At 70.5% G+C, this 19,606-nt stretch carries 12 protein-coding genes; 5 read left to right on the forward strand and 7 right to left on the reverse strand.

All coding sequences use genetic code 11. The annotated features are described in order from the left end of the window. Position 1 precedes the first annotated feature (1 nt). From ACZ63H_RS13170 to ACZ63H_RS13200, 7 genes are all read right to left on the reverse strand, one after another. Positions 2-2,050, reverse strand: a complete 2,049-nt coding sequence (locus ACZ63H_RS13170; protein ID WP_469864337.1) for an Hsp70 family protein — start codon at positions 2,048-2,050, stop codon at positions 2-4. Next, the gene (locus ACZ63H_RS13175) at positions 2,047-2,625 is read right to left on the reverse strand and encodes a hypothetical protein (protein WP_469864339.1); all 579 of its coding nucleotides are present in this window, start codon (positions 2,623-2,625) and stop codon (positions 2,047-2,049) included. Before ACZ63H_RS13175 ends, ACZ63H_RS13170 begins: the two co-directional genes overlap by 4 nt. Further along, complete coding sequence (locus ACZ63H_RS13180; RefSeq protein WP_469864341.1) at positions 2,622-4,322, reverse strand: hypothetical protein; 1,701 nt, start codon at positions 4,320-4,322, stop codon at positions 2,622-2,624. Before ACZ63H_RS13180 ends, ACZ63H_RS13175 begins: the two co-directional genes overlap by 4 nt. Before the next feature lie 83 nt (positions 4,323-4,405). Next, positions 4,406-4,909 carry a hypothetical protein gene (locus ACZ63H_RS13185; protein ID WP_469864343.1) on the reverse strand — a complete coding sequence of 168 codons (504 nt, stop codon included), beginning with the start codon at positions 4,907-4,909 and terminating at the stop codon, positions 4,406-4,408. Between the two features lie 10 nt (positions 4,910-4,919). Then, positions 4,920-8,000, reverse strand: coding sequence for a HelD family protein (locus ACZ63H_RS13190; protein WP_469864345.1), 3,081 nt, complete (start codon positions 7,998-8,000; stop codon positions 4,920-4,922). 133 nt (positions 8,001-8,133) lie between these two features. Next, a complete protein-coding gene (locus tag ACZ63H_RS13195) occupies positions 8,134-8,700 on the reverse strand; it encodes a hypothetical protein (RefSeq protein ID WP_469864347.1) in 567 nt (188 codons plus the stop codon). 32 nt (positions 8,701-8,732) lie between these two features. After that, the gene (locus tag ACZ63H_RS13200; protein WP_469864349.1) at positions 8,733-9,962 is read right to left on the reverse strand and encodes a ParB N-terminal domain-containing protein; all 1,230 of its coding nucleotides are present in this window, start codon (positions 9,960-9,962) and stop codon (positions 8,733-8,735) included. Positions 9,963-10,225: 263 nt separating this feature from the next. Here ACZ63H_RS13200 and ACZ63H_RS13205 point away from each other — a divergent pair, with 263 nt between their 5' ends. The 5 genes from ACZ63H_RS13205 (at position 10,226) to ACZ63H_RS13225 (ending at position 19,439) form a co-directional block, all read left to right on the forward strand. Then, positions 10,226-12,424, forward strand: a complete 2,199-nt coding sequence (locus tag ACZ63H_RS13205) for an N-6 DNA methylase (RefSeq protein ID WP_469864351.1) — start codon at positions 10,226-10,228, stop codon at positions 12,422-12,424. 104 nt (positions 12,425-12,528) lie between these two features. Beyond that, on the forward strand, positions 12,529-14,520 hold the full coding sequence (locus ACZ63H_RS13210) for a type I restriction-modification system subunit M (RefSeq protein WP_469864353.1): 1,992 nt from the start codon (positions 12,529-12,531) through the stop codon (positions 14,518-14,520). Continuing rightward, a complete protein-coding gene (locus tag ACZ63H_RS13215) occupies positions 14,517-15,749 on the forward strand; it encodes a restriction endonuclease subunit S (protein ID WP_469864355.1) in 1,233 nt (410 codons plus the stop codon). The genes ACZ63H_RS13210 and ACZ63H_RS13215 overlap by 4 nt, the downstream gene beginning before the upstream one ends. Further along, a complete protein-coding gene (locus ACZ63H_RS13220) occupies positions 15,746-18,928 on the forward strand; it encodes a type I restriction endonuclease subunit R (protein ID WP_469864357.1) in 3,183 nt (1,060 codons plus the stop codon). Before ACZ63H_RS13215 ends, ACZ63H_RS13220 begins: the two co-directional genes overlap by 4 nt. A 97-nt stretch (positions 18,929-19,025) precedes the next feature. Further along, complete coding sequence (locus tag ACZ63H_RS13225) at positions 19,026-19,439, forward strand: ATP-binding protein (RefSeq protein WP_469864446.1); 414 nt, start codon at positions 19,026-19,028, stop codon at positions 19,437-19,439. Positions 19,440-19,606 lie beyond the last annotated feature (167 nt).

Below are 19,606 nucleotides of genomic sequence, written 5' to 3' on the forward strand. Positions count from 1 at the left end.
CTCAGCCTCTTCCCCGAGGCGCTACGCACGTCCGGGGAGTGAAGACCCACCTGCCTTTGGTGTGGGTGGCTCCGAGGACCCGTCCGTTCTCCCGCAACCAGGGATAGCGGCTCTGCAGTTCGACGTAGTTGTCATTGGTGACGACGATCGCGCCCGACTCGTCCGCGATGGCCACGACCAGAGCGTCGCCCTTCCCCTCCGTGCCGGCCGGCGGCTGGAGGATGTCGCCCTTGCTCAGGGCGGCGGTCACGGCAGTCCTCTCCTCCTCGGCGACCTTGTGCCTGAAGGTGGCGTCCACGACCACGTGGATCTCCGCCTCGGGGAACTTGAGTGCCAGCGCGTCGCGGGCCCCGACGAGCTGGGCGTAACTCGGCCGGTCCTCCTCCTCGTAGACGCCGGGGTTGGTGGGTGAGTGCCCGATCCACGCCAGGTTGGAGCCGTCGATCACGAGCGTGTGCACTTCCCCGTCCTGGCCGGAAGCGCCCGTGCCGGGGTGTGGGGAGGCGTGCCGGGTCTGCCGGCCGGATCCGTTGGCGAGGAGGACGGACGACGCCGCCGGGTTCACCGTGAGCAGGTCGTCGAGTTCCTTGCGCACCTCGGGCGTCGGCCCTCCGGAGCCGAAACTCCTCACCTCCTCGTCGACGACCACCTGGCCGGTGTGTTCGAGAGTGGCCTTCACGTGCAGCAGGCCGTCGGAGTCGTAGGTGTACTCGAGATCGAACCTGGACTGCTCGCGCACCCGCGGGGTCGGGTAGTTCAGGGTCAACTCGGTGAGCTGGACGTTGTCGGGGTCCGTCAGTTCCTTGTCCGGGTCGCCCTCCCAGATCTCCACGGTGAGCTTGCGCTCGTAGTCGCGGGTGGGCGTGTAGCTCTTCCGCTCGCTCCAGGGCAGCGGGGAGTTCCTGGGGATGATCTCGCTGAACTGCCGGCGCCCGTCGGGCCTCTTGGTCACGGTCCCCAGAGCGTGGCTGTTCGCCACCTGGATGACACCGGGCGTCTCCTTCGCCAGGACGGCCGCGGCGATGGCCGCGCCCCTCGCCACGGCGGTCATCGGATCGCACAGGTGGGCCGGGACGGGCTCCATCTGCAGGGCCTCCGCGACCGCCGCGCGGACACTCGGGATCTGGCTGGTGCCGCCGATCATGAGGACGTCGTCGACGTCGAGCGGAGCCATGTGCAGGTCCCTGAGGCACTCCTCGACCGGGGCGAGGGCACGGTCGACGAGATCCGTGATCGCTTCTTCCAGTTCCCCCTGGAAGATCTCCACTTCCTTGTCGTCCGGCGTCCGGATCTTCACGGAGGGCTGGGAGGAGAGCAGGATCTTGCTGCGCTCGACGTCGAGTCGGAACTGGCGCTCCTGCGCCGGTGTCCACTCGCGCCGCATCGGTGCCCGCTCCAGGACCAGCCTGCGCAACCGTCGGTCGATCTCGAGACCACCGAGCTCCGTGACACCCCGCGAGGCCCGCTCCTCGAAGAACCCGTCCTCGTAGTCGAGGACCGTGACGTCGATGGTTCCGCCACCCCAGTCGAACACGAGGATCTGCATGTCCTCACGCATGTCGTGCGCGTACGACATGGCGGCGGCCGTCGGCTCGTTGAGGAGTGCCTGGACATCGATCCCGGCGAAGCGGGCCGCGGCGCGCGTCCGGTACCGGGCGGCACCGGTGGCGTTCGCGGGGACCGTGATCACGGCCCGGTCGATCTCGGTGAGGTTGTGCCGCGCGCCGTCCTTCATGGCGGTGAAGACACCGGCCGCCACGGTGGTGGCGGCGAAACGGCGGCCCTGCACGCTGACGTACTCGTCGCTCTTGAGCAGACGCTTGCACGCCTCGGCCGCCTCTTCCGAGCGGAGCTTCGCCTCCCATCCGAAGAGGGGACCGCTGCGCAGCGAGCTCATCCCGACCACCGAGGGGAAGAGCAGGTCGAAGCCGGGGCGACGCCAGTCGGCGTCGAGGTGGTGGGCGTCGAGCGGCAGCACCTCGACGTCGTCGCCCTGCCACTGGGCCACCACGGAGTTGGTGGTGCCGAAGTCGATCCCGGTCGCGGTCACGGCTTCTCCTCGTTTCCGATGCTCTGTGCCTCGTCGGCGGAATCAGCCTGCTCGGCCACACCGGGAACCCGGCGAAGCTGACCCGAAAGGATCAATTTGCCCGTGGCTTGATCCACGTAGGCAGGCCGCACGATCTCGAACCGATCGCCTTCACCCTCCACAACGACGAAAAGCTCCTGCTCCCCGGCATCCTCAACGACACGTACACCCAGCCCCAGAAGTGCCTTGCGGATGGAGACCTGCCACTTCAGTGTGCTCATCCGGTTGCCCGAGCCCCGTGCCTCGAGGTCGCTTTCGACCATGCGAGCCAAGTGTTCCTCTCGGGTCCTGAAAGCCTCCAGTACACCTTGTCGAAGAGCAGACACGACGGCGGCCTGCTTCGGCCGGTCCCCTTCAGGAATATCCTCGATCAATCGCTGAGCGCTTTCCGAGAAGCGCCTCAGCAGATCAGCCGGGTTGAGCAGCTCATCAGGCCGGTACATGAGGAGCTCAGGAGCGAGGGCTCTGCGTTTTTCCCCACGGTGACGACTCCTCGGGGAGTCGGATTGCCTGCTCCAGTTCTTTGGCTTGCTCATGGTGTCGTCCTGTGCTGGTGGTCCGGGCGCCGTGGCGCGTTGAGAAGGGTGGGAAGGAGGTCCGTGATCGCTCGACGTCGAACGGCGTCCGCGTCCTCGGAAGCGTGGGGGGCCGTCCGCCGGGGCATCGGTTCGACCGGCGGCACCAGGGAGGCGGGCGGGTCGTCGGGAAGCCTGAACACCGATGCGTCCAGCGGCAGGACGAAGAAGTCGGACCAGTCTTCGTGCTGTTCGGCCTGCTGGATGCGGCGCATGGCCCGGTTGAGCCGGGCGGCCTCATCGCGATCGTCGGCGAACTCACGTCGTAGGTCCCGGTACCGGTGTTTCCAGACCGCCGACTGATGGGGCAGGCCGAGTTCCAGATAGGGGTTGGACGGGTGCGGCCGGTCGTTGCGCGGTGTGGCCTGCCGTCGTTTGACGAGGTCGAGGTTCCGCTCCGCTGCGGGCCGGTGGTCCGCGACGCGCGTCAGGGCGATGAGCGCGGTGTTCAGGTCCTCGTCCAAAAGCGCCAGGTAGGCGGACATGTTCCAGGCCTCGGCGTTCTGCAGCGGATCCCCGTCCTCGTGGTCCAGGAACCTGTTCACCTGGGCGCGGGCCCTCTTCAGATCGCCCGCGCAGAGGGAGTCGTAGGCGTGGCGCAGCGCGGCCAGGGCATGGAAGTCGCTGCGCTGGGGCCGGATCGCGGCCTTGGGTTCCCACAGCGCGGTCATGAGCCGCCACAGGCCGCGGTCGGCCAGCACGTCCGGCTCCCAGTTGCCGGTGAGCGCTCCGTCCCTGACCTGGCGCAGTCTCAGCACGAGGGCACGCGGGAGGACGTACTCGAGTTCCTTGACGACACCGGTGTCCCCCTCGGCGGCCCGCTGGAGCAGGTCGTAGAGCTCCCCCTCTTCGGCCTCCTCTTCCGTGTGCTCTCCGTCGAGGAACCGTTGCCGCCGCAGGAACTGCTGCCATCCGATCGCCTCGGCGGTGCCCCGATCCACCAGTTCGGGTGCGAGCCGGGCCTTCAGATAATCCCGTTCGTTCCGGTCGGAGCGCGCTTCCCAGGGCTCGTCGTCCCGGGTGACCGTCCCCGCGTCGATCAGGTCGTCGACGGTCCCCAGAGGAGCCCAGGACAGGACGCGAGTGCGGACGGAACGCGGCAGTGCGGTGAGTTCGTCGTGGTGGAGGGCGTGCAGCAGGGCGAAGGCGCCCGAGCCGTCCTCGGACACCGAGGGGCGGGGCTCTCGCGGCGACACGGTCGGCGCGGGGCTCATGAGGTGCTCGAGCCTCTCCTGACCGTGCGGTGTCAGCCATGGCAGGCCGCACTCGTGGATCAGCGTCATGGCGGCCACCGTGTCGTCGGCCGCGCGGTTGTCCAGGACGGCTCGAACGGCGGAGGGCAGCTGCGCGACCGGGTCACCGTCGAGGCACCGGCGCACTGCCGCCAGCGCCCAGTCGGGTTCTTCCCCGGTACCGGAACGCGTACCGAGCAGGCCGGTCAGGTACCCCTCCACGCGTCGTACCGCATCCGCACCGAACACACCGGCCCTGCGCCATCTGCGCAGGGCGAATCCGTCCGGGCCGGCCGCCCCGGAGGTGTCGGTGTCCGGTCGGGCGCGCCGTGCGCGGCGTCGCTCACGCCACGCCTCGACCATCTCCGACCGGGACATCGAGGCGTCCGGTTCGAGGCCGGTGTCCGGCCGTTCCTCATGGTTCATCTGTTCTCACATCACTTGTACGGAGGCGTCCCGTGGGGTCACGGGTCCGCTGCCCGCCGCTTCCCGCTCCTGGACCGGCGGTGTCACCGGTGCGACGACACGTCGTGCTGGTCCGACGGCGCGGGCCGGATGCGCCGCGCGGCGGGGCCGGCCCAGGCGTCACCGTCCCGCCAGGCCAGGTCCACACGGAACGCGCGGTCGCAGGCATCGGCGGCCCACGCCTCGGCCGGTGGTTCCCGGAGCACGACGACCAGGTATTCGGCGGGTCCCTGGGCGTGCAGGCTGGAGGCCTCCAGCAGGTGCAGCGCGGCTTCCCGGATCCGCCCGTACGTCGGCGCCTCCTCGGCCAGTACCTCGAAGAGGGTGGTGCCGTCGGGCCCGTGGGTCCACGCGTCGATGTGCGCGGTGTCTCCCACCTCCTCGAAGCCGGCGTAGAGGTCGGCCAGCAGTCTGTGCCGCAGGCTTTCGTGCGGGCGGTCGGTCCGGGCCGACCGTTCGTGCCGCGCGACCACGTCGGCCAGGCCGAGGTCGTCCCCCGGCGCCGTGGCCTCGCCCCGGGCCTCGTCGGTGATGCCGCTCGTCGGCATGTCCTCCCCTTCACCGGCGGGATCGTCGGCCCCCAGCGCCTCGAATCCCCGGTATATCTCGCTTCCGGCCCTGCGGACCGTCGTCAGCATCCGGCCGTCCGACCGCAGCCACCATTGGTGGCGTTCGCCTTCGACGACCACGCGATCTCCCACCCGCTCGATCCGGCCCGTCGAGAGGTCGGCCGCGAGTTCTCCCCGCAGCCTCGCCAGGAACGCGTCGTCCGCCGGGTCCAAGGACCGGGAGAGCCGCTCGAAGGTGACGCAGGCGCCCTGGGTGACGTGGAGGCCGTCCGGGTTCACCGCGCGCACGGCGGCGTCGTCGGCCAGGGCCGCACCCGCCTCGGCCTCCGGGGGGGGTGAGCGCTGATCGCCGTTCCCCTCGTGCCCGCTGCCCCACCCGTGAGGGAACTCCCGCGGCCACCTGCGCGTAGCTGCGCTCCGGGTGGCCCGTCACGTACGCCTTGACCGCTCGCGCGCCGGCGTCGAGTACGAGGCGGTACCCCTCCAGGTCCAGGAGCCACCCGTGCGGCGAACGGAGATGGCGGCCTTCGGCCAGGAAGGGGGTGAGCATCGCGTGCAGTTCCACTGCCGCCTCACCGAGACTGCCCCGGTGCCGGATGACGAAAGCACCGCACGCGGCCGAGGTGATGCGGATGTCGGCGATCTGTTCCGGTGTGAGTTCGAGCCGCTCCTCCGTCACCCCGTCCTCGGGCGTTCCGAGGTAGTCGCTCCTGCCGAGGGGCGCGGGCTCCGCCGTGCGGAACCCTCCGCATCCCGGCTGCCGGCACCACCCGTCCGCCTGCCGTGTCTCGTTGGCGCACCGTGTGCCGTCCGACCGGTACCGGGTGCACAGGCCGGAGGTGCCCTGAGGGCTCTTTCGCCGGCTGACCTGTGCCAGGAACTGCTTCGGCGTGGGCACGGGGTTCACCGGCCCGCCGATCCAACGGGGCAGGGGCCGCCGGTGCACCACCGTCAGCGACTGGGTGCACCGGGTGAGCGCCACGTACAGGCGACGCGGTCCGGCCGGGTCGTCCGCGGTGATCGCCGCCGGTTCGGCCACGACGACGTGGTCGAACTCCAGTCCCTTGGCTTCCTCGGCGGTGAGCACCGAGACCGACTCCTGCTCGAAGACGGCGGCGGTCACGGTCTCCTTCCACGGGGCCACGTCGGGGACGATCACCGCGCTGGTCCGGCCCTGCTGCGCGCCGTCCGGTCCCGTGGCGACGGCCAGCGCGCACTCGGCGGCGCGCCGTGCCGGGTCGTCGCCGCCCTGTACGACGTTCACCTCGACGCCCGTCCACCGTACGGAGTCGGGAACACCGACCCCGGGGGCGCAGTGCGCGCCGAGGGGCCGTACGTAGTCCATGACCTCGCCGGGCACGCGGAATCCGGTGAGCAGTTCCGTCACGCGCCAGCCGTCCCTGCCGGTGAGTGTTGTGCCGAGCTCTTCCCAGTCCTGGTAGGAGAAGGGCCCGGTCGCCTGGGCCAGGTCTCCCAGGATGGTCATGGATCCCCCGGGGCAGCGACGCGACAGCGAGCGCGCCTGCATCGGCGTGAGGTCCTGCGCCTCGTCCACGACGACATGGCCGTAGGTCCGCTCGGGGCGCCCGGACAGCAGGTACTCCAGCTCGTCCAGGCAGACCTGGTCCTCGAAGCCGAGTTCCCCGGCCGTCCCGGCACGGGCGGGGCCGTCCTGCCGGGCCACGAGGAGCGCCTGCTCCGCGGGGGTCAGGATTCCGTCGGCCGCCGCGGCCAGGGCCGCGCCGCCGGCGAGGAGCCGACGCAGCACGTCGCGCGCCGACAGTTCGGGGGCGATGCGGCGCAGCAGCCGGGTGACGGGACGTGACTGATGGATCTCCGCGAAGTAGTCGGTGTCGGCAGGTCCCGGAAGCAGACCGGTGTAGACCTGGGTGAGGTGCTGTACGAGCCGTTGGACGCACCGCTCCCGGCGCACTCGGTAGGGGTTGTCGCCGGTGAGGGCTTCCGCCACGAGGGCGGCGATCTCCGTGACGGGCACGACGACCTCGCGGCGGCGGAGTTCGAAGGCGAATTCGGGGCCACCGACGAGTGCTTCGAGGCGCTCGGCCGTCGTGGTGGTGTGGTTGTCGACGGCGCGTCGGAGGACCTGGGCCATCCGCGCGTCGGACTTCACGACGGCGACCTCCCGCCGGTCCCGGCGAGTGGTCCCGTCCGACCACAGCGCGGGCAGCTCCAGCATGGTCACGCCCTTGCCGCCCAACTCGACCAGGGCCCTGCCGGCGTAGTCCAGGAATTCCCGGCTCGGTCCGACCACCAGGATGTCGTCCGGCGACACATGCCGGTTGTCGAGCAGCCAGCTCACGCGGTGCATGCCCACGGCGGTCTTTCCGGTGCCCGGGCCGCCCTGGACGATCAGCACACCTCGGGCCCGCTCCGAGACGAGTCGGAGCTGGTCCCGCTGGATCGTCTCGACGATGTCGTGCATGGTGCCGTCGCGCGCCCGGTCCAGTTCGTCGAGCAGCGGGTCGTTCCACTCCGGCTGATCGGACGCGTCGGCCTCCGCGGTCCCCTCGGGGCCCTGCACCGGCGTGTCCTCCTCGGTGGCCGAGATTCCGGCGTCCGGCCCGGCGGTCCGCTCCCCGTCCGCTCGCGCGGCCCGGGACGACGGGCCCGCACCGTCCGTCCCGTGCAGGTCGAAGTACCTCCGGACGACCCGTTCGTCGCAGACGAGCCGGCGCAGCAGGCGCACATCGCCCGGTTCCTGCTCGCTGGTGAGCCGCCATTCGATCGCGGCGGGCGCGTTCCAGGAGATGACGGCGGCGTTGTGTTCCTCGTCGAACACCGCTCGCCGTCCGATGTACACCACCTCGCGGCCGGCTCCTTCGTCGATGTCGGCCCGCATGAACACCAGGGCGTTGGTGCCGAGGTCGAGGCGGCTCAGTTCCCGCTGCCACGCCCGGTTGACGTCGATGGCGTCCTTACCGCTGGCGGCGGCGGCCACTTCCCTGAGTCGTTCCGCCTCACGTCGGGTACGTTCCAGGCAGCGGTAGGCGTGGTCGACCGCCCGCTGTTCGAGAGCAAGCACATCGGCTCGTCGTGCGTGCTTCGGCATACTGCCCGTTCTGCCTTTCTCCACCGCTGTGCTCTGCCGGTTCCGGAACAGACATCGGACGTCGGCTCATGTTGGACCGCGCCGCACCCCGTCCGGTTGTTGTGACGCTCCTCACTACAGCCGACGCGGGATCTCAGTCCACCCTCTTCCACTCCTGGCACCGGTTCGTCTTGAAGTACTCCCCGCTGCCGAGCGTCACCCGCCCCGGCCCGTCGAGGTTGTTGTTGGCGATGATGGAGCCGAACTCGCCGCTGGCGTCCTTGGCGCGTTCCCAGTAGCAGCCGAAGCCGCCGTCGGGCCCGGCCGTCCTGTAGGTGCCGGCCGCGATGTCCTCGCCGACGAGGTACTCGCCCTCGCCGGAGAAGCTGGTCGCCGGTCCGGGTGCCTCGGTCTTCTTCGGCCGGGCGGTCACCGTCTCGGTGACGGTGGGGGCCGGCTCCGCGGGGGCCGCCTCGGCCGTCTCGGTGACGGTGACCGTCGGCCGGGGGCCGGCCGCGGGCCCGGTGGTCTTTCCGGAGTCCGCCGCGTTGCCGCTGTTGCCGATGCCGACCCCGGCGAGCAGCGAGACCAGGGCGACCGCCCCGTACTTCAGCCACCGTCTGCCGGCGCGGCCCTGCTTGGCGGGACCGGCGGGCGTGCCGGGCCCGTAGGGCCCCTGCGGTCCGGGGTGGGGCGGCGGGGAGGGCTGCTGGAAGGTCATGGGTGTACTCCGTTCCGTGGTGTGCGGGGTGGTCAGAGGCCGCGGATCTTCCGGCCCGCCTCGGTCGCGGGGTAGAGGATCGCCTCGGCGACCCGGCCGCCCGAGTCCTTCACCCCGCCGCTGAAGTTGAGGCGGCCGGAGGTGCCGGTCTTGGCGGCGACCCCGTCCCAGTACGCCGCCTCCCGCTCCCAGCGGATGCCGTCGAGGAGGCGTCCGAGGTCGTCCGGATGGAAGGCGGTGGCCGGGTCGCTCCACGGCATGGTGTGGTGGGCGGCGATGCCGATGCCGGCGAGGACGGCGGGCGCGGTGATGGCGCCGCGCTCGGTGAAGGCGCGGGCGTGGCGGGCGATGAGCCGGGCGAGGACGGGTACGACGGCGGCCTCCACCTCTTCGGGGCGGGTACCGGCCGGCAGTTCGTCCTCGTGCACCGACTCGGCGGACCGCTGGAGTCCGTTCCGCCCGTAGATCGCCGTGACGACGAGGGCGCGCAGCGCGGAGAGGGTGACGACCTCGCGGTCGCTCGCGGACACCTGCCGCTTGCTGGCGTTCACGAGCCGCGCGAAGGGGACGCGCTGCCCGTCCGCGTCGGCGACCTTGACCGAGTCGGCGACCAGGTGCGCGAGCCGGGTGCCGAAGTCACGCTGGTCCATGGACATGGCGAGGTTCTTGGCGACGGCCACGCCCTCGACGTTGCGGTCGTAGAAGATCTGCCGCGCGTCGGCGGGGGCGAGGTCGATGTACAGCTCGAACGGCAGGCGCACCCGGGCGAGTTCCGGGTACGTCAGGCCGTACGTCCCGGGGTCGTCGTAGAGGTCGTGCCAGGCGGTGGTCTGGGTCTCGCCGTCGATGGCGACGACCATCGTGCCCGGGGCGACGGTGAGGGTGCGCAGGCCGCTGCCGGGGACGAGTTCGTCGCTGAGCGCGGCGAGCGGTCCGGCGTGCCAGAGGGTGACCGGGGGCGTGGACCAGGCGGCGCCCAGCTCGCCCTTGAGGCCGGCGGCGATGTACTCGGCGTACGGGCCGACGTTCTTGCCCTTCTGCGAGGACCTCAGCGTGCGCTGCACAGTGGCGCGCAGCTCGGCGTGCCGGCGCACCAGCCCGGAGGCGGCCTTGAGCCTGCGCGGATCCTCCTCGGCGCGCGGCGAGGGCACGAGCTGGACGAGCGTCGGCACGGACATCGTCCCGACGACGGCGTCCGCGCGGAACGGCATGACGGTGAGCTGGGTTCCCTCGACGGCGGCGGTCGGCATGGTGAGGCGCACGGGTCTCCCCCCGGAGTGGTTCGGGCCGGGCGCGGACGGCGCCCGCGGCGGTGCTGCGCGGTGTGGTGACGAGCGAAGGGGTGGCGCGCGAAGGGGCGCGGCACGGGTCGCCGCTGCGGCGGTCAGGGCCCGCCGGAGGGCGGCTTCCTGTGGAAGCGCCGCCAGATAAGCATGACGTTGAAAGCACTGTCAATCACGTTGACAGATTTGACGCGTGCTGTAGCTTGTTGACTCCACCGACCGAGAGGCCCAGGTCTTCCGTCATGCCCCAGCCATCCGCCCACGTGACCGCCGCGGAGATCTCCCGTATCGCGGGAGTCACGCGCGCCACGGTCAGCAACTGGCGTCGCCGGCACGAGGACTTCCCGGCGCCCTCCGGCGGCACGGAAAGCAGCCCGCTGTACGACCTGGAGGCGGTGCGCGCCTGGCTCGCCTCGCGCGGGCAGGCCGCGGCGGCCAGTCCCTCGGACGAGCTGCGCACCACCTTGCGCGTCCACACCTGGGAGAGCGCCGGCGGCACGTCCGACCTGCTGCTCCTCGCCCTGGGCGCGGCGCGCCACACCTCCGAGGAGCTGACGGCGGCCGCGCGGCTGCCGGACGCGGACCTGGTCGCCCACGCGGAGCGGGACGCCGCGGCGGTCGCCGGGGCCGTGCCGGGCGGTGACACCGTGCGCCTCGGCGCGATCGACGCGGCCGTGCTGCGCGCCCTGTACGTGTGTGTACGCGACGAAGGCGCACAGGCGGCGGTGGGCGTGCTGGCGACTCGCGAACTGGAGGACAGCGCCGTCACCGGCGCCTACCGGACGCCCGAGCCGCTCGCCGACCTCCTCGCCCGCCTGGTCCCGGGCACCCCGGCGCGGGTGCTCGACCCGGCCTGCGGCAGCGGCGGCCTGCTGACCGCGGCCGGACGCCGTGGCGTACGCGAGCTGTACGGCCAGGACGTGCTGACCGTGCAGGCCCGCCGCACCGCGGTGACCCTGATGCTCACGACACCGCAGGCCGAGGTCACCGTCCGCGCCGGCGACACCCTCCGCGCGGACGCCTTCCCCGGCCTGCTCGCCGACGCGGTGCTGTGCAACCCGCCGTTCGGCATCCGGGACTGGGGGCACGACGAACTCGCCTACGACCCGCGCTGGGCGTACGGGGTGCCGGCCCGCGCAGACTCGGAACTCGCCTGGGTGCAGCACGCGCTCGCCCACCTGGTGCCGGGCGGGTACGCGGCGGTGATCCTGCCGCCGGCGGTCGCGGGACGCGCGTCCGGGCGGCGCGTGCGGGCGGAGCTGGTGCGCAGCGGCGCGCTGCGCGCGGTGATCGCCCTGCCGGCCGGCGCGTCGGTGCCCCTGCACATCGGGCTCCAGATCTGGATCCTGCAACGGCCGGAACCGGGCGGCGCGGAGCGCAGGTCCCTGCTGTTCGTCGACACGGCGGAGGCGGCGGCCCCGGTGGCCGCGTCCCCCCGCACCCGGAGCGGCGGCCGCTCGGCCGCCGTGGACTGGGCGGCGATCGGCGAGCGGGCTCTCGGCACATGGCGGGCGTTCCTCGCGGACCCGGACGCGTTCGAGGGCGAGCCCGGGGTCGCCCGGGCGGTCGGCGTGGTGGACCTGCTGGACGACCTGGTGGACCTCACCCCGGCGCGCCTCGTACAGGCGTCGCGGGCCGCGATCGACCCGGCCGGGCTGGCCGAGGAGACCGAGGCCGCTCGCCGGGACCTCGTCGGGGCCGCCCGGGCTCTGGGTGAGGCAGCCGGTCACGCGGGCTGGCGCGCGGCCGGCCCCGCGGCACGCGAGTGGCGCACGGCGACGGCGTCCGACCTGGCGCGCGGTGGCGCGCTGGCGCTGCTGCGGACGCTGCCGGAGGGCGCGCGGGGCCGCGGGGGCGACGGTGACCACGGCGGCGGAGGCGACGGCGGCGGGGAACTCGCCGGACGGCCGGTGCTCACCGCCTCCGACCTCTCGGCCGGCACCGGCCCGACCGGCGACGCGGCCGACCTGCGCACGACGGAGTCCACGCCGGTGATCGAGGCCGGTGACGTGCTGGTGCGGGCGGTGGCGAGCGGGCCGGGTCCGGCGGCGCGGGTGGCCGGGGAGGAGGAGGCCGGTGCGCTGCTCGGCCGGCACGTCCACCTCTTCCGGCCCGACCCGGCCCGCCTGGACGCGTGGTTCCTCGCGGGATTCCTGGGCGCGGACGAGAACATCGCGAGCGCGTCCACGGGCAGTACCGTCCGCCATGTCAGCCCGGGCCGGCTGCGCGTGCCGCTGCTGCCGCTGGAGGAGCAGCGGCGGTACGGCGAGGCGTTCCGGCGCGTGCACGAGCTGCGGGCGGAGGCCCAGCGCGCGACGCGGCTGGCGGAGGAGACGGCACGGCTGCTCGCGGGTGGGCTCACGGGTGGCCAGCTGCTCCCTCCACGGGACGCGGAGCCGGTAAGGGCGGGGCGCCTCCGGAGTGGTGATTCGCCCCGTTAGGCACGCGCGCATTCACGCACAGACCACAATTGTCGGACCATCCCGGCTGCTCAGCGGCCCGGACGGTGGGGTCGGGACATTTCGGAAGGAATCCGGGGATCCAGTTGAACGTGAGCAAGCACACGGAGTTGGCGAACCACGCGTGGTCCGTCGCCGACCTCCTGCGGGGGGACTACAGGCAGTCCGACTACGGCAAGGTGATCCTGCCGTTCACGGTGCTGCGGCGCCTCGAATGCGTGCTGGAGCCGACCCGCGACAAGGTCGCGGAGATCGCCGAGCAGCACAAGGACAGCGACATCGACCCGGACCGCTTCCTGCGCCGGGCCTCGGGCCACTCCTTCTACAACCGCTCCCGCCTCACCCTGAAGAAGATCGCCGCGGACCCGCAGAACGCGGCGAAGAACCTCACGGTGTACGTGGGGGCCTTCTCGGACAACGCGCGGGGCGTCCTGGACCGCTTCGAGTTCGCCCAGCAGATCAAGCGGCTGGACAGCGCGGGGCTGCTCTACCAGGTCATCGGCAAGTTCACCGACCTGGACCTGCGCCCCGAGGTCGTGCCCAACCACAACATGGGCTACATCTTCGAGGAGCTGATCCGCCGCTTCGCCGAGCAGTCCAACGAGACGGCCGGTGAGCACTTCACCCCGCGCGAGGTCATCCAGCTGATGGTGCGGCTGCTGGTCGCCCCGGACGGCGACGCGCTGCACCTGCCGGGTACGGTCCGCACGGTGCTCGACCCGGCCTGCGGCACGGGCGGCATGCTCTCCGCGATGGACGACCTCATCACCGAGTTCAACGAGGACGCCACGGTGGAGGTGTACGGGCAGGAGCTCAATCCCGAGTCGTGGGCGATCTGCCGGTCCGACCTGATGATCAAGGGCCAGGACCCGGAGAACATCGCCTTCGGCAACTCCTTCTCCGACGACGGCCACGCCCGCAAGACCTTCGACTACATGCTGGCCAACCCGCCGTTCGGCGTGGAGTGGAAGAAGGTCAAGGACGAGGTCGAGGCCGAGCACAAGCAGCTCGGCGACGCCGGCCGCTTCGGCGCGGGGCTGCCGCGCATCAACGACGGCTCGCTGCTGTTCCTCCAGCACATGATCTCGAAGATGAAGCCGGTGGACGTGAACGGCGGGGGCGGTTCGCGCATCGCGATCGTCTTCAACGGCTCACCCCTCTTCACGGGCGCGGCCGGCTCGGGCGAGTCGGAGATCCGCCGCTGGATCCTGGAGAACGACTGGCTGGAGGGCATCGTCGCCCTGCCGGACCAGCTCTTCTACAACACCGGCATCTCCACGTACTTCTGGATCCTGACCAACCGCAAGAGCCCCGACCACAAGGGCAAGGTCGTCCTGCTGGACGCGCAGGACCAGTGGCAGAAGATGCGCAAATCGCTGGGCGACAAGCGCAAGGAGCTGGGCAAGGAGCACATCGCCGAGGTGGTCAAGCTGTACGGCGAGGCCCTGGCGGTGGCGGGAGACGCGGAACACCCCCTGCACGGCAAGGTGAAGGTCTTCCGGAACGAGGACTTCGGCTACCAGCGGATCACGGTGGAACGCCCGCTGAAGCTGCGCTTCGAGATCACGGAGGAGACCCTGGCGGCGCTGGAGGCGTCCAAGGCCATCCAGAAGCTCCCGCAGGCCCCGGTCCTGGCGGACGCGTTCAAGTCCCTGATGGGGTCGAGTTGGGGCACGAAGCAGGAGGCCTGGCTCGCCCTGAAGGACGCGGTGGTCCAGGCCGGCGGCACGTGGCCCACGGGCGCGCCGTTCAACAAGGCGCTGCGCGAGGTCGTCGGGGTGCGGGACCCGGAGGGGGAGGTGCAGCTCGTCAAGGGGCAGCCGGAGCCGGACGCGGAGCTGCGGGACTACGAGAACGTGCCGCTGGGCGAGGACGTCGAGGAGTACCTGAAGCGGGAGGTCCACCCGCACGTGCCGGACGCGTGGATCGACCACGGCAAGACGAAGATCGGCTACGAGATCCCGTTCACGCGGCACTTCTACGTGTACGAGCCGCCGCGGCCGTTGGCGGAGATCGACGCGGAGCTGAAGGCGCTGGAGGCGGAGATCCAGGGGTTGCTGGGAAGGATCGCGGAATGACGGCGTATCGCATCAAAGACGTGGCACGCATCAACCGTCGAACCCTCCCGGAAGAAACTCCTGCCGACTACCGTTTCAAGTACATCGATATCGGAGCGGTCGACGGTCTGGGCAACGTCACCATTCCGGAGCAAGAGATGACTTTCGGCACGTCGCCCTCGCGTGCTCGCCGCCTGGCTCCAGCCGGATCCGTCATCGTATCGACCGTGCGAACCTATCTTCGAGCGATCGCCACGGTTCCTCGCTGCGATGAACCACTGGTCTTTTCCACGGGGTTCGCCGTCCTGGAAGCGGAACCGCACATCGACAACCGGTTCCTCGGGTATTACTGCCGTTCGCAACCATTCGTCGATGAGGTGGCGGCTCGGTCCACGGGTGTGAGCTATCCCGCCATCAACGCGAGCGAGATCGGTTGCCTGTCCGTCCCAGTGCCTTCTTTGGAAGAGCAGCGCCGCATCGCCGACTTCCTCGACGCCGAGACGGCACGAGTCGAACAGATCGAACGCCTGGCCAAACGCGCCGGTGAATTGGCATTTCTCCGCCGCACGGCAGTGGTTGACGAAGAACTCGGAAAGCTCTCACAGGACCACGTAGTACCAGTCACTCGCGTCTGCGAAAGAGTTTTGGACTGCGTCAACAAAACGGCACCCCTCTCACCCACAGAAACTCCATACCGCATGATTCGCACGTCGAACGTGCGGCTCGGTCACGTAGACGTGGACAACACATACAGGGTCACCGAAGAGGTCTTTCACCAGTGGAACCGACGCGGAGCCCCCAAGGTCGGGGACATTCTCTTCACGCGTCAGGCCCCAGTGGGAGAAGCGGGCCTTCTGACTTCGAGCGCTCCCGTGTTCCTGGGTCAGCAGGTGATGCTGTACCGACCGAAGCAGGAACTCATCAGCCCAGAATTCCTCCTTTACAACTTCCTCAGTTCGTTTATGAGGCAACAGTTCGAGCGGGCCAGCGATGGTGCAGCCCATGCCCACATGCGGGTGCATGACTGCCTGAAGCTTCGCGTCTACTGCCCGCCACCGGAGCTGCAGTCCCGAGCCGTGCACCGGATGCGTCAGGCACTGAACCACGCCGACACCCTGCGGACTGCTACGACGCGACAGGTGGCCCTACTGGCCGAACGCCGCCAGGCCCTGATCACCGCCGCCGTAACCGGACAGGTCGACGTGTCCACCGCCAGCGGCCGCAACGTCAGCGAAGGAGTCTCCGTATGAGTCCCGTGCACGACGAGTCCTCCTTCGGGTCTGCCATCGTCGCCGCCCTCTGCCGGCGCGGCTGGCGGGAGGCGAGCCCCGAGAAGTACCAGCCCGACCTCGGGCTCGACACCGATGAGCTGTACGAGTTCATCCGCGAGACCCAGCCCGACGAGTGGGACGAGCTCCTCACCGTCTACGGCGGCAACCCCACTGAGGCCCAGCGCGGTTTCGCGCAGCGGCTCGACCGGGCCATCGCCGACGACGGACTGCTCCACGTCCTCCGCAACGGCGTCAAGGACCGCGGTGTCCGCCTCCGCGTCGCCTACTTCAAGCCCAACCTCATCTCCGCCGAGTCGGTCCTCGACGGCTACCGGGCCAACCGCCTCACCGTCGTCCGGGAACTCCGCTACGCCACCAAGCAGGCCGACTGGGGCAACGAACTCGACCTGACCCTGTTCCTCAACGGCATCCCCGTCGCCACGGCCGAGTTGAAGAACCCGCTCACCGGGCAGGGCGTGGAGCAGGCCAAGGAGCAGTACCGGACCGACCGGGACCCCACCGAGCTGATCTTCACGCGGCGCGTCATCGCGAACTTCGCCGTCGACCCGGACCTGGTCTTCGTCACCACGCAACTGCGCGACAAGAGCACCCGGTTCCTGCCCTTCAACACGGGATCGAACGGCGCCGGCCAGCCCGGCGGGGCCGGGAACCCGGCGCCCACGGCCCACGGCACGTACGCCACCTCGTACCTGTGGGAACAGGTCTGGGAGCGGGACAACTGGCTCGACCTGCTCCAGCGTTTCGTGCACCAGCAGAAGCACAGGACGCCCGGCGGCGGCACCACCAAGACCACGATCTTCCCCCGCTTCCACCAGTGGGACGTGGTCCGCAAGCTCACCGCGCACGCGTCCGTCCACGGCGCCGGCCAGAACTACCTGATCATGGCCTCCGCCGGGTCCGGCAAGTCGAACACCATCGGCTGGCTGGCCCACCGCCTCAGCGACCTGCACGCCCGCCGCGATCCCGCCGTCCTGCGGCCCGACGCCCTCGCCGACGGCCGTATCAAGCCGGGTGAGCCCGTCTTCGACAAGGTCATCGTCATCACGGACCGCCGTGCGCTGGACGCCCAGCTCTCGGCGACCGTCGGCGGCTTCTCGCAGACGGACGGCCTGGTCGTGAAGGTGGACGACAAGCACGGCGCGAAGAGCGAGCAGCTCGCCCGTGCCCTCTCCCGCGACACCGGCAAGATCGTCACCGTCACCCTGCACTCGTTCCCGGCCCTGCTGGACTACATCAAGCGCAACCCCACCAAGATCGAGGGAACCCGCTTCGCGATCATCGTGGACGAGGCGCACTCCTCCCAGTCCGGCGACGCCGCCACCGCCGTGAAGTCCGCGCTGCGCGACCTCGGCCTGGACGCGGACTCGGACGACGAGGGCGCGACCACGGTCACCCTCGACGACAAGCTGAAGGCGAAGGCGGTGGAGCGCTCGCGCGCCGCGAACCTCTCCTACTTCGCCTTCACCGCCACGCCGAAGGCCAAGACGCTCGAACTCTTCGGCACGGAAGGCGTCGAGAACGGCAAGACCGTCTACCGCCCCTTCCACACCTACTCCATGCGCCAGGCCATCGAGGAGGGCTTCATCCTCGACCCGCTGCGCAACTACGTCACCTACAACACCTACTGGAAGCTGGTGAACCAGAACCCGGACGAGAAGGAGGTCGACCCCTCCAAGGCGAACTCCCTCCTCGCCCGGTTCGCGCTCACCCACGAGCACACCGTCTCCCAGCACGCCCAGGTGATCGTCGAGCACTTCGTCGCCCACACCCGCGGCCGGCTCGGCGGACGCGCCAAGGCCATGGTGGTCACGGCCTCCCGGCACTCCGCTGTGCAGATGGCCCGCGCCATCCGCAGCTACATCGCCGACCGCGAGTACGACACCACGTACCCGGACCTCGGTGTCCTGGTCGCCTTCTCCGGGTCCCTGACCATCGACGGCGAGGAGACCACCGAGAGCAAGGAGAACGGCGGTCTGCCGGAGAGCGCGCTGCCGAAGGCGTTCGGCTACACCCGCGCCGACGACAAGGCCGCGAAGGCCGGCGGCAAGGGGCAGCAGGAGTATCGGATCCTGGTCGTCGCGGAGAAGTACCAGACCGGTTTCGACCAGCCGCTCCTGACGACCATGTACGTCAACAAGACGCTGACCGGCATCGCCGCCGTGCAGACCCTCTCCCGCCTCAACCGCACCGCCGAGCGCAAGACGCAGGCCGACCTCGCCGTCCTCGACTTCGTCAACGAGGCCGAGGACATCCAGGACGCCTTCCGCCCGTACTTCGAGGAGGCGCACACCCTGCCCTCCGACCCGAACCTCCTCTACTCGGCCCAGAGCCGCGTCATGTCCGCGCCGGTCGTCTCCGAGCAGGACATGGACGAGTTCGCCGCCGCGTACTTCGAGGCGCAGGAGAAGGCGGCCGGCTCCCAGTCCAGGTGGGAGAAGCTGCACGCCGAGCTGTACCGGCTCCTGTCCCCCGCCGTCACCCGCTTCACCGCGCTCCTGGAGAGCGATGAGGAGGACGACGTCGAGACCGCGGAGGACTTCCGCGCCAACCTCACCGACTACGTCCGCAAGTACGGCTTCCTCGCGCAGATCGTGCCGTACCACGACGCCGAACTGGAGCGCCTGTACCTCTACGGACGCCATCTCCTCAACCGGCTCCCCCGCCTCGCGGACGGCGGAGTCGACATAGGCGAGGTGGACCTCAGTCACCTGCGCGTCGAGAAGACCGGCGAGCACGACGTGTCCCTGAACCCCGAGGGCGCGGCGGAGCTCAAGGGTTTCGGTGACGGGGTGGGCGGCGGCAAGGACGCCGAGAAGTCACTGCTGTCCGAGCTGATCGACAAGTTCAACGCCAAGTTCGGCACGGAGTTCACCGAGGAGGACGTCCTCCCGGCCTTCAACGCGACCAAGGAGGACCCCAAGGTCCGGGCCGCCGCCCTCGTCAACGACGAGGAGAACTTCGGCATCGTCTTCGACAAGAAGTTCGAGGAGAACATGATGGACCATGTCTCCACGATCGAGACGCTGGGCAAGCGGTACTTCGGCACGGACCGCGACTTCAAGTCCAACCTCGACCGCAGTGCGCGCCGCGCGGCCTGGCGGATGATCCGCCGCGAGGAGGGGCTGGAGGACTTCTGACACGGTCGGGCCCGGTGCGACGCAGGCACCGGGCCCCGCCGGTTCAGCGCCGGACGGCCGGCCGTATGAATCACCCCTCACGGTGCACGAGTTCTCGATGCGCTTCAGTTCGACACCGCGCGGCGCCCGCCTGGCCCGGCGGCTGTGCGGGAACCGGCTCGACGCCTGGGGCGTTCCGTACGGCAGCGACGCGCACGACGCGCTCACCCTCATCACGGCGGAGCTGTGCGCCAACGCCGTCCGGCACGGGCACGTGGCCGGCCGCGACTTCCGGGTCTACTCCCTCACCGCCGATCCGGCCACCGGCACCGTACGGGTCGAGGTCACCGACACCCGCGGCGAACGCCTCCTCCACCTGCCCGCGCCCGCCCCGCACGCCGGTCTTCGCGACGGCGGTCGCGGGCTCCTCCTCGTCGAGGCCCTGGCCGACCGCTGGGGCTGGACACCCCGCGCCGACGGCGGCCCGGGCAAAACCGTGTGGGCCGAGCTGGCCGCGCCGCACCTGACCTGATCACGCAGGTGGCCCGCCACCTGGCTGGACGCGCGAAACCCGCACCCGCGAAACTGTGCCGAGTACATCGAAGAGCGAGGAAGACGTCGGACACTCGACGGGGCGGGGCGGGGACCAGGTGCCGGACGCTGGACGGATCGCGGGACGCTACGAGCTGCTGGAGCAGT

This window comes from Streptomyces sp. NPDC104831 (assembly GCF_055583025.1).

Excerpts from the sequence above, each read along its gene's own strand:
- ACZ63H_RS13175 (WP_469864339.1), bottom strand. The coding sequence starts at position 2,625 with ATGAGCAAGCCAAAGAACTGGAGCAGGCAATCCGACTCCCCGAGGAGT.
- ACZ63H_RS13180 (WP_469864341.1), bottom strand. The coding sequence starts at position 4,322 with ATGAACCATGAGGAACGGCCGGACACCGGCCTCGAACCGGACGCCTCG.
- ACZ63H_RS13215 (WP_469864355.1), top strand. The coding sequence starts at position 14,517 with ATGACGGCGTATCGCATCAAAGACGTGGCACGCATCAACCGTCGAACC.
- ACZ63H_RS13205 (WP_469864351.1), top strand. The coding sequence starts at position 10,226 with ATGCCCCAGCCATCCGCCCACGTGACCGCCGCGGAGATCTCCCGTATC.
- ACZ63H_RS13220 (WP_469864357.1), top strand. The coding sequence starts at position 15,746 with ATGAGTCCCGTGCACGACGAGTCCTCCTTCGGGTCTGCCATCGTCGCC.
- ACZ63H_RS13185 (WP_469864343.1), bottom strand. The coding sequence starts at position 4,909 with ATGCCGACGAGCGGCATCACCGACGAGGCCCGGGGCGAGGCCACGGCG.
- ACZ63H_RS13190 (WP_469864345.1), bottom strand. The coding sequence starts at position 8,000 with ATGCCGAAGCACGCACGACGAGCCGATGTGCTTGCTCTCGAACAGCGG.
- ACZ63H_RS13225 (WP_469864446.1), top strand. The coding sequence starts at position 19,026 with ATGCGCTTCAGTTCGACACCGCGCGGCGCCCGCCTGGCCCGGCGGCTG.
- ACZ63H_RS13195 (WP_469864347.1), bottom strand. The coding sequence starts at position 8,700 with ATGACCTTCCAGCAGCCCTCCCCGCCGCCCCACCCCGGACCGCAGGGG.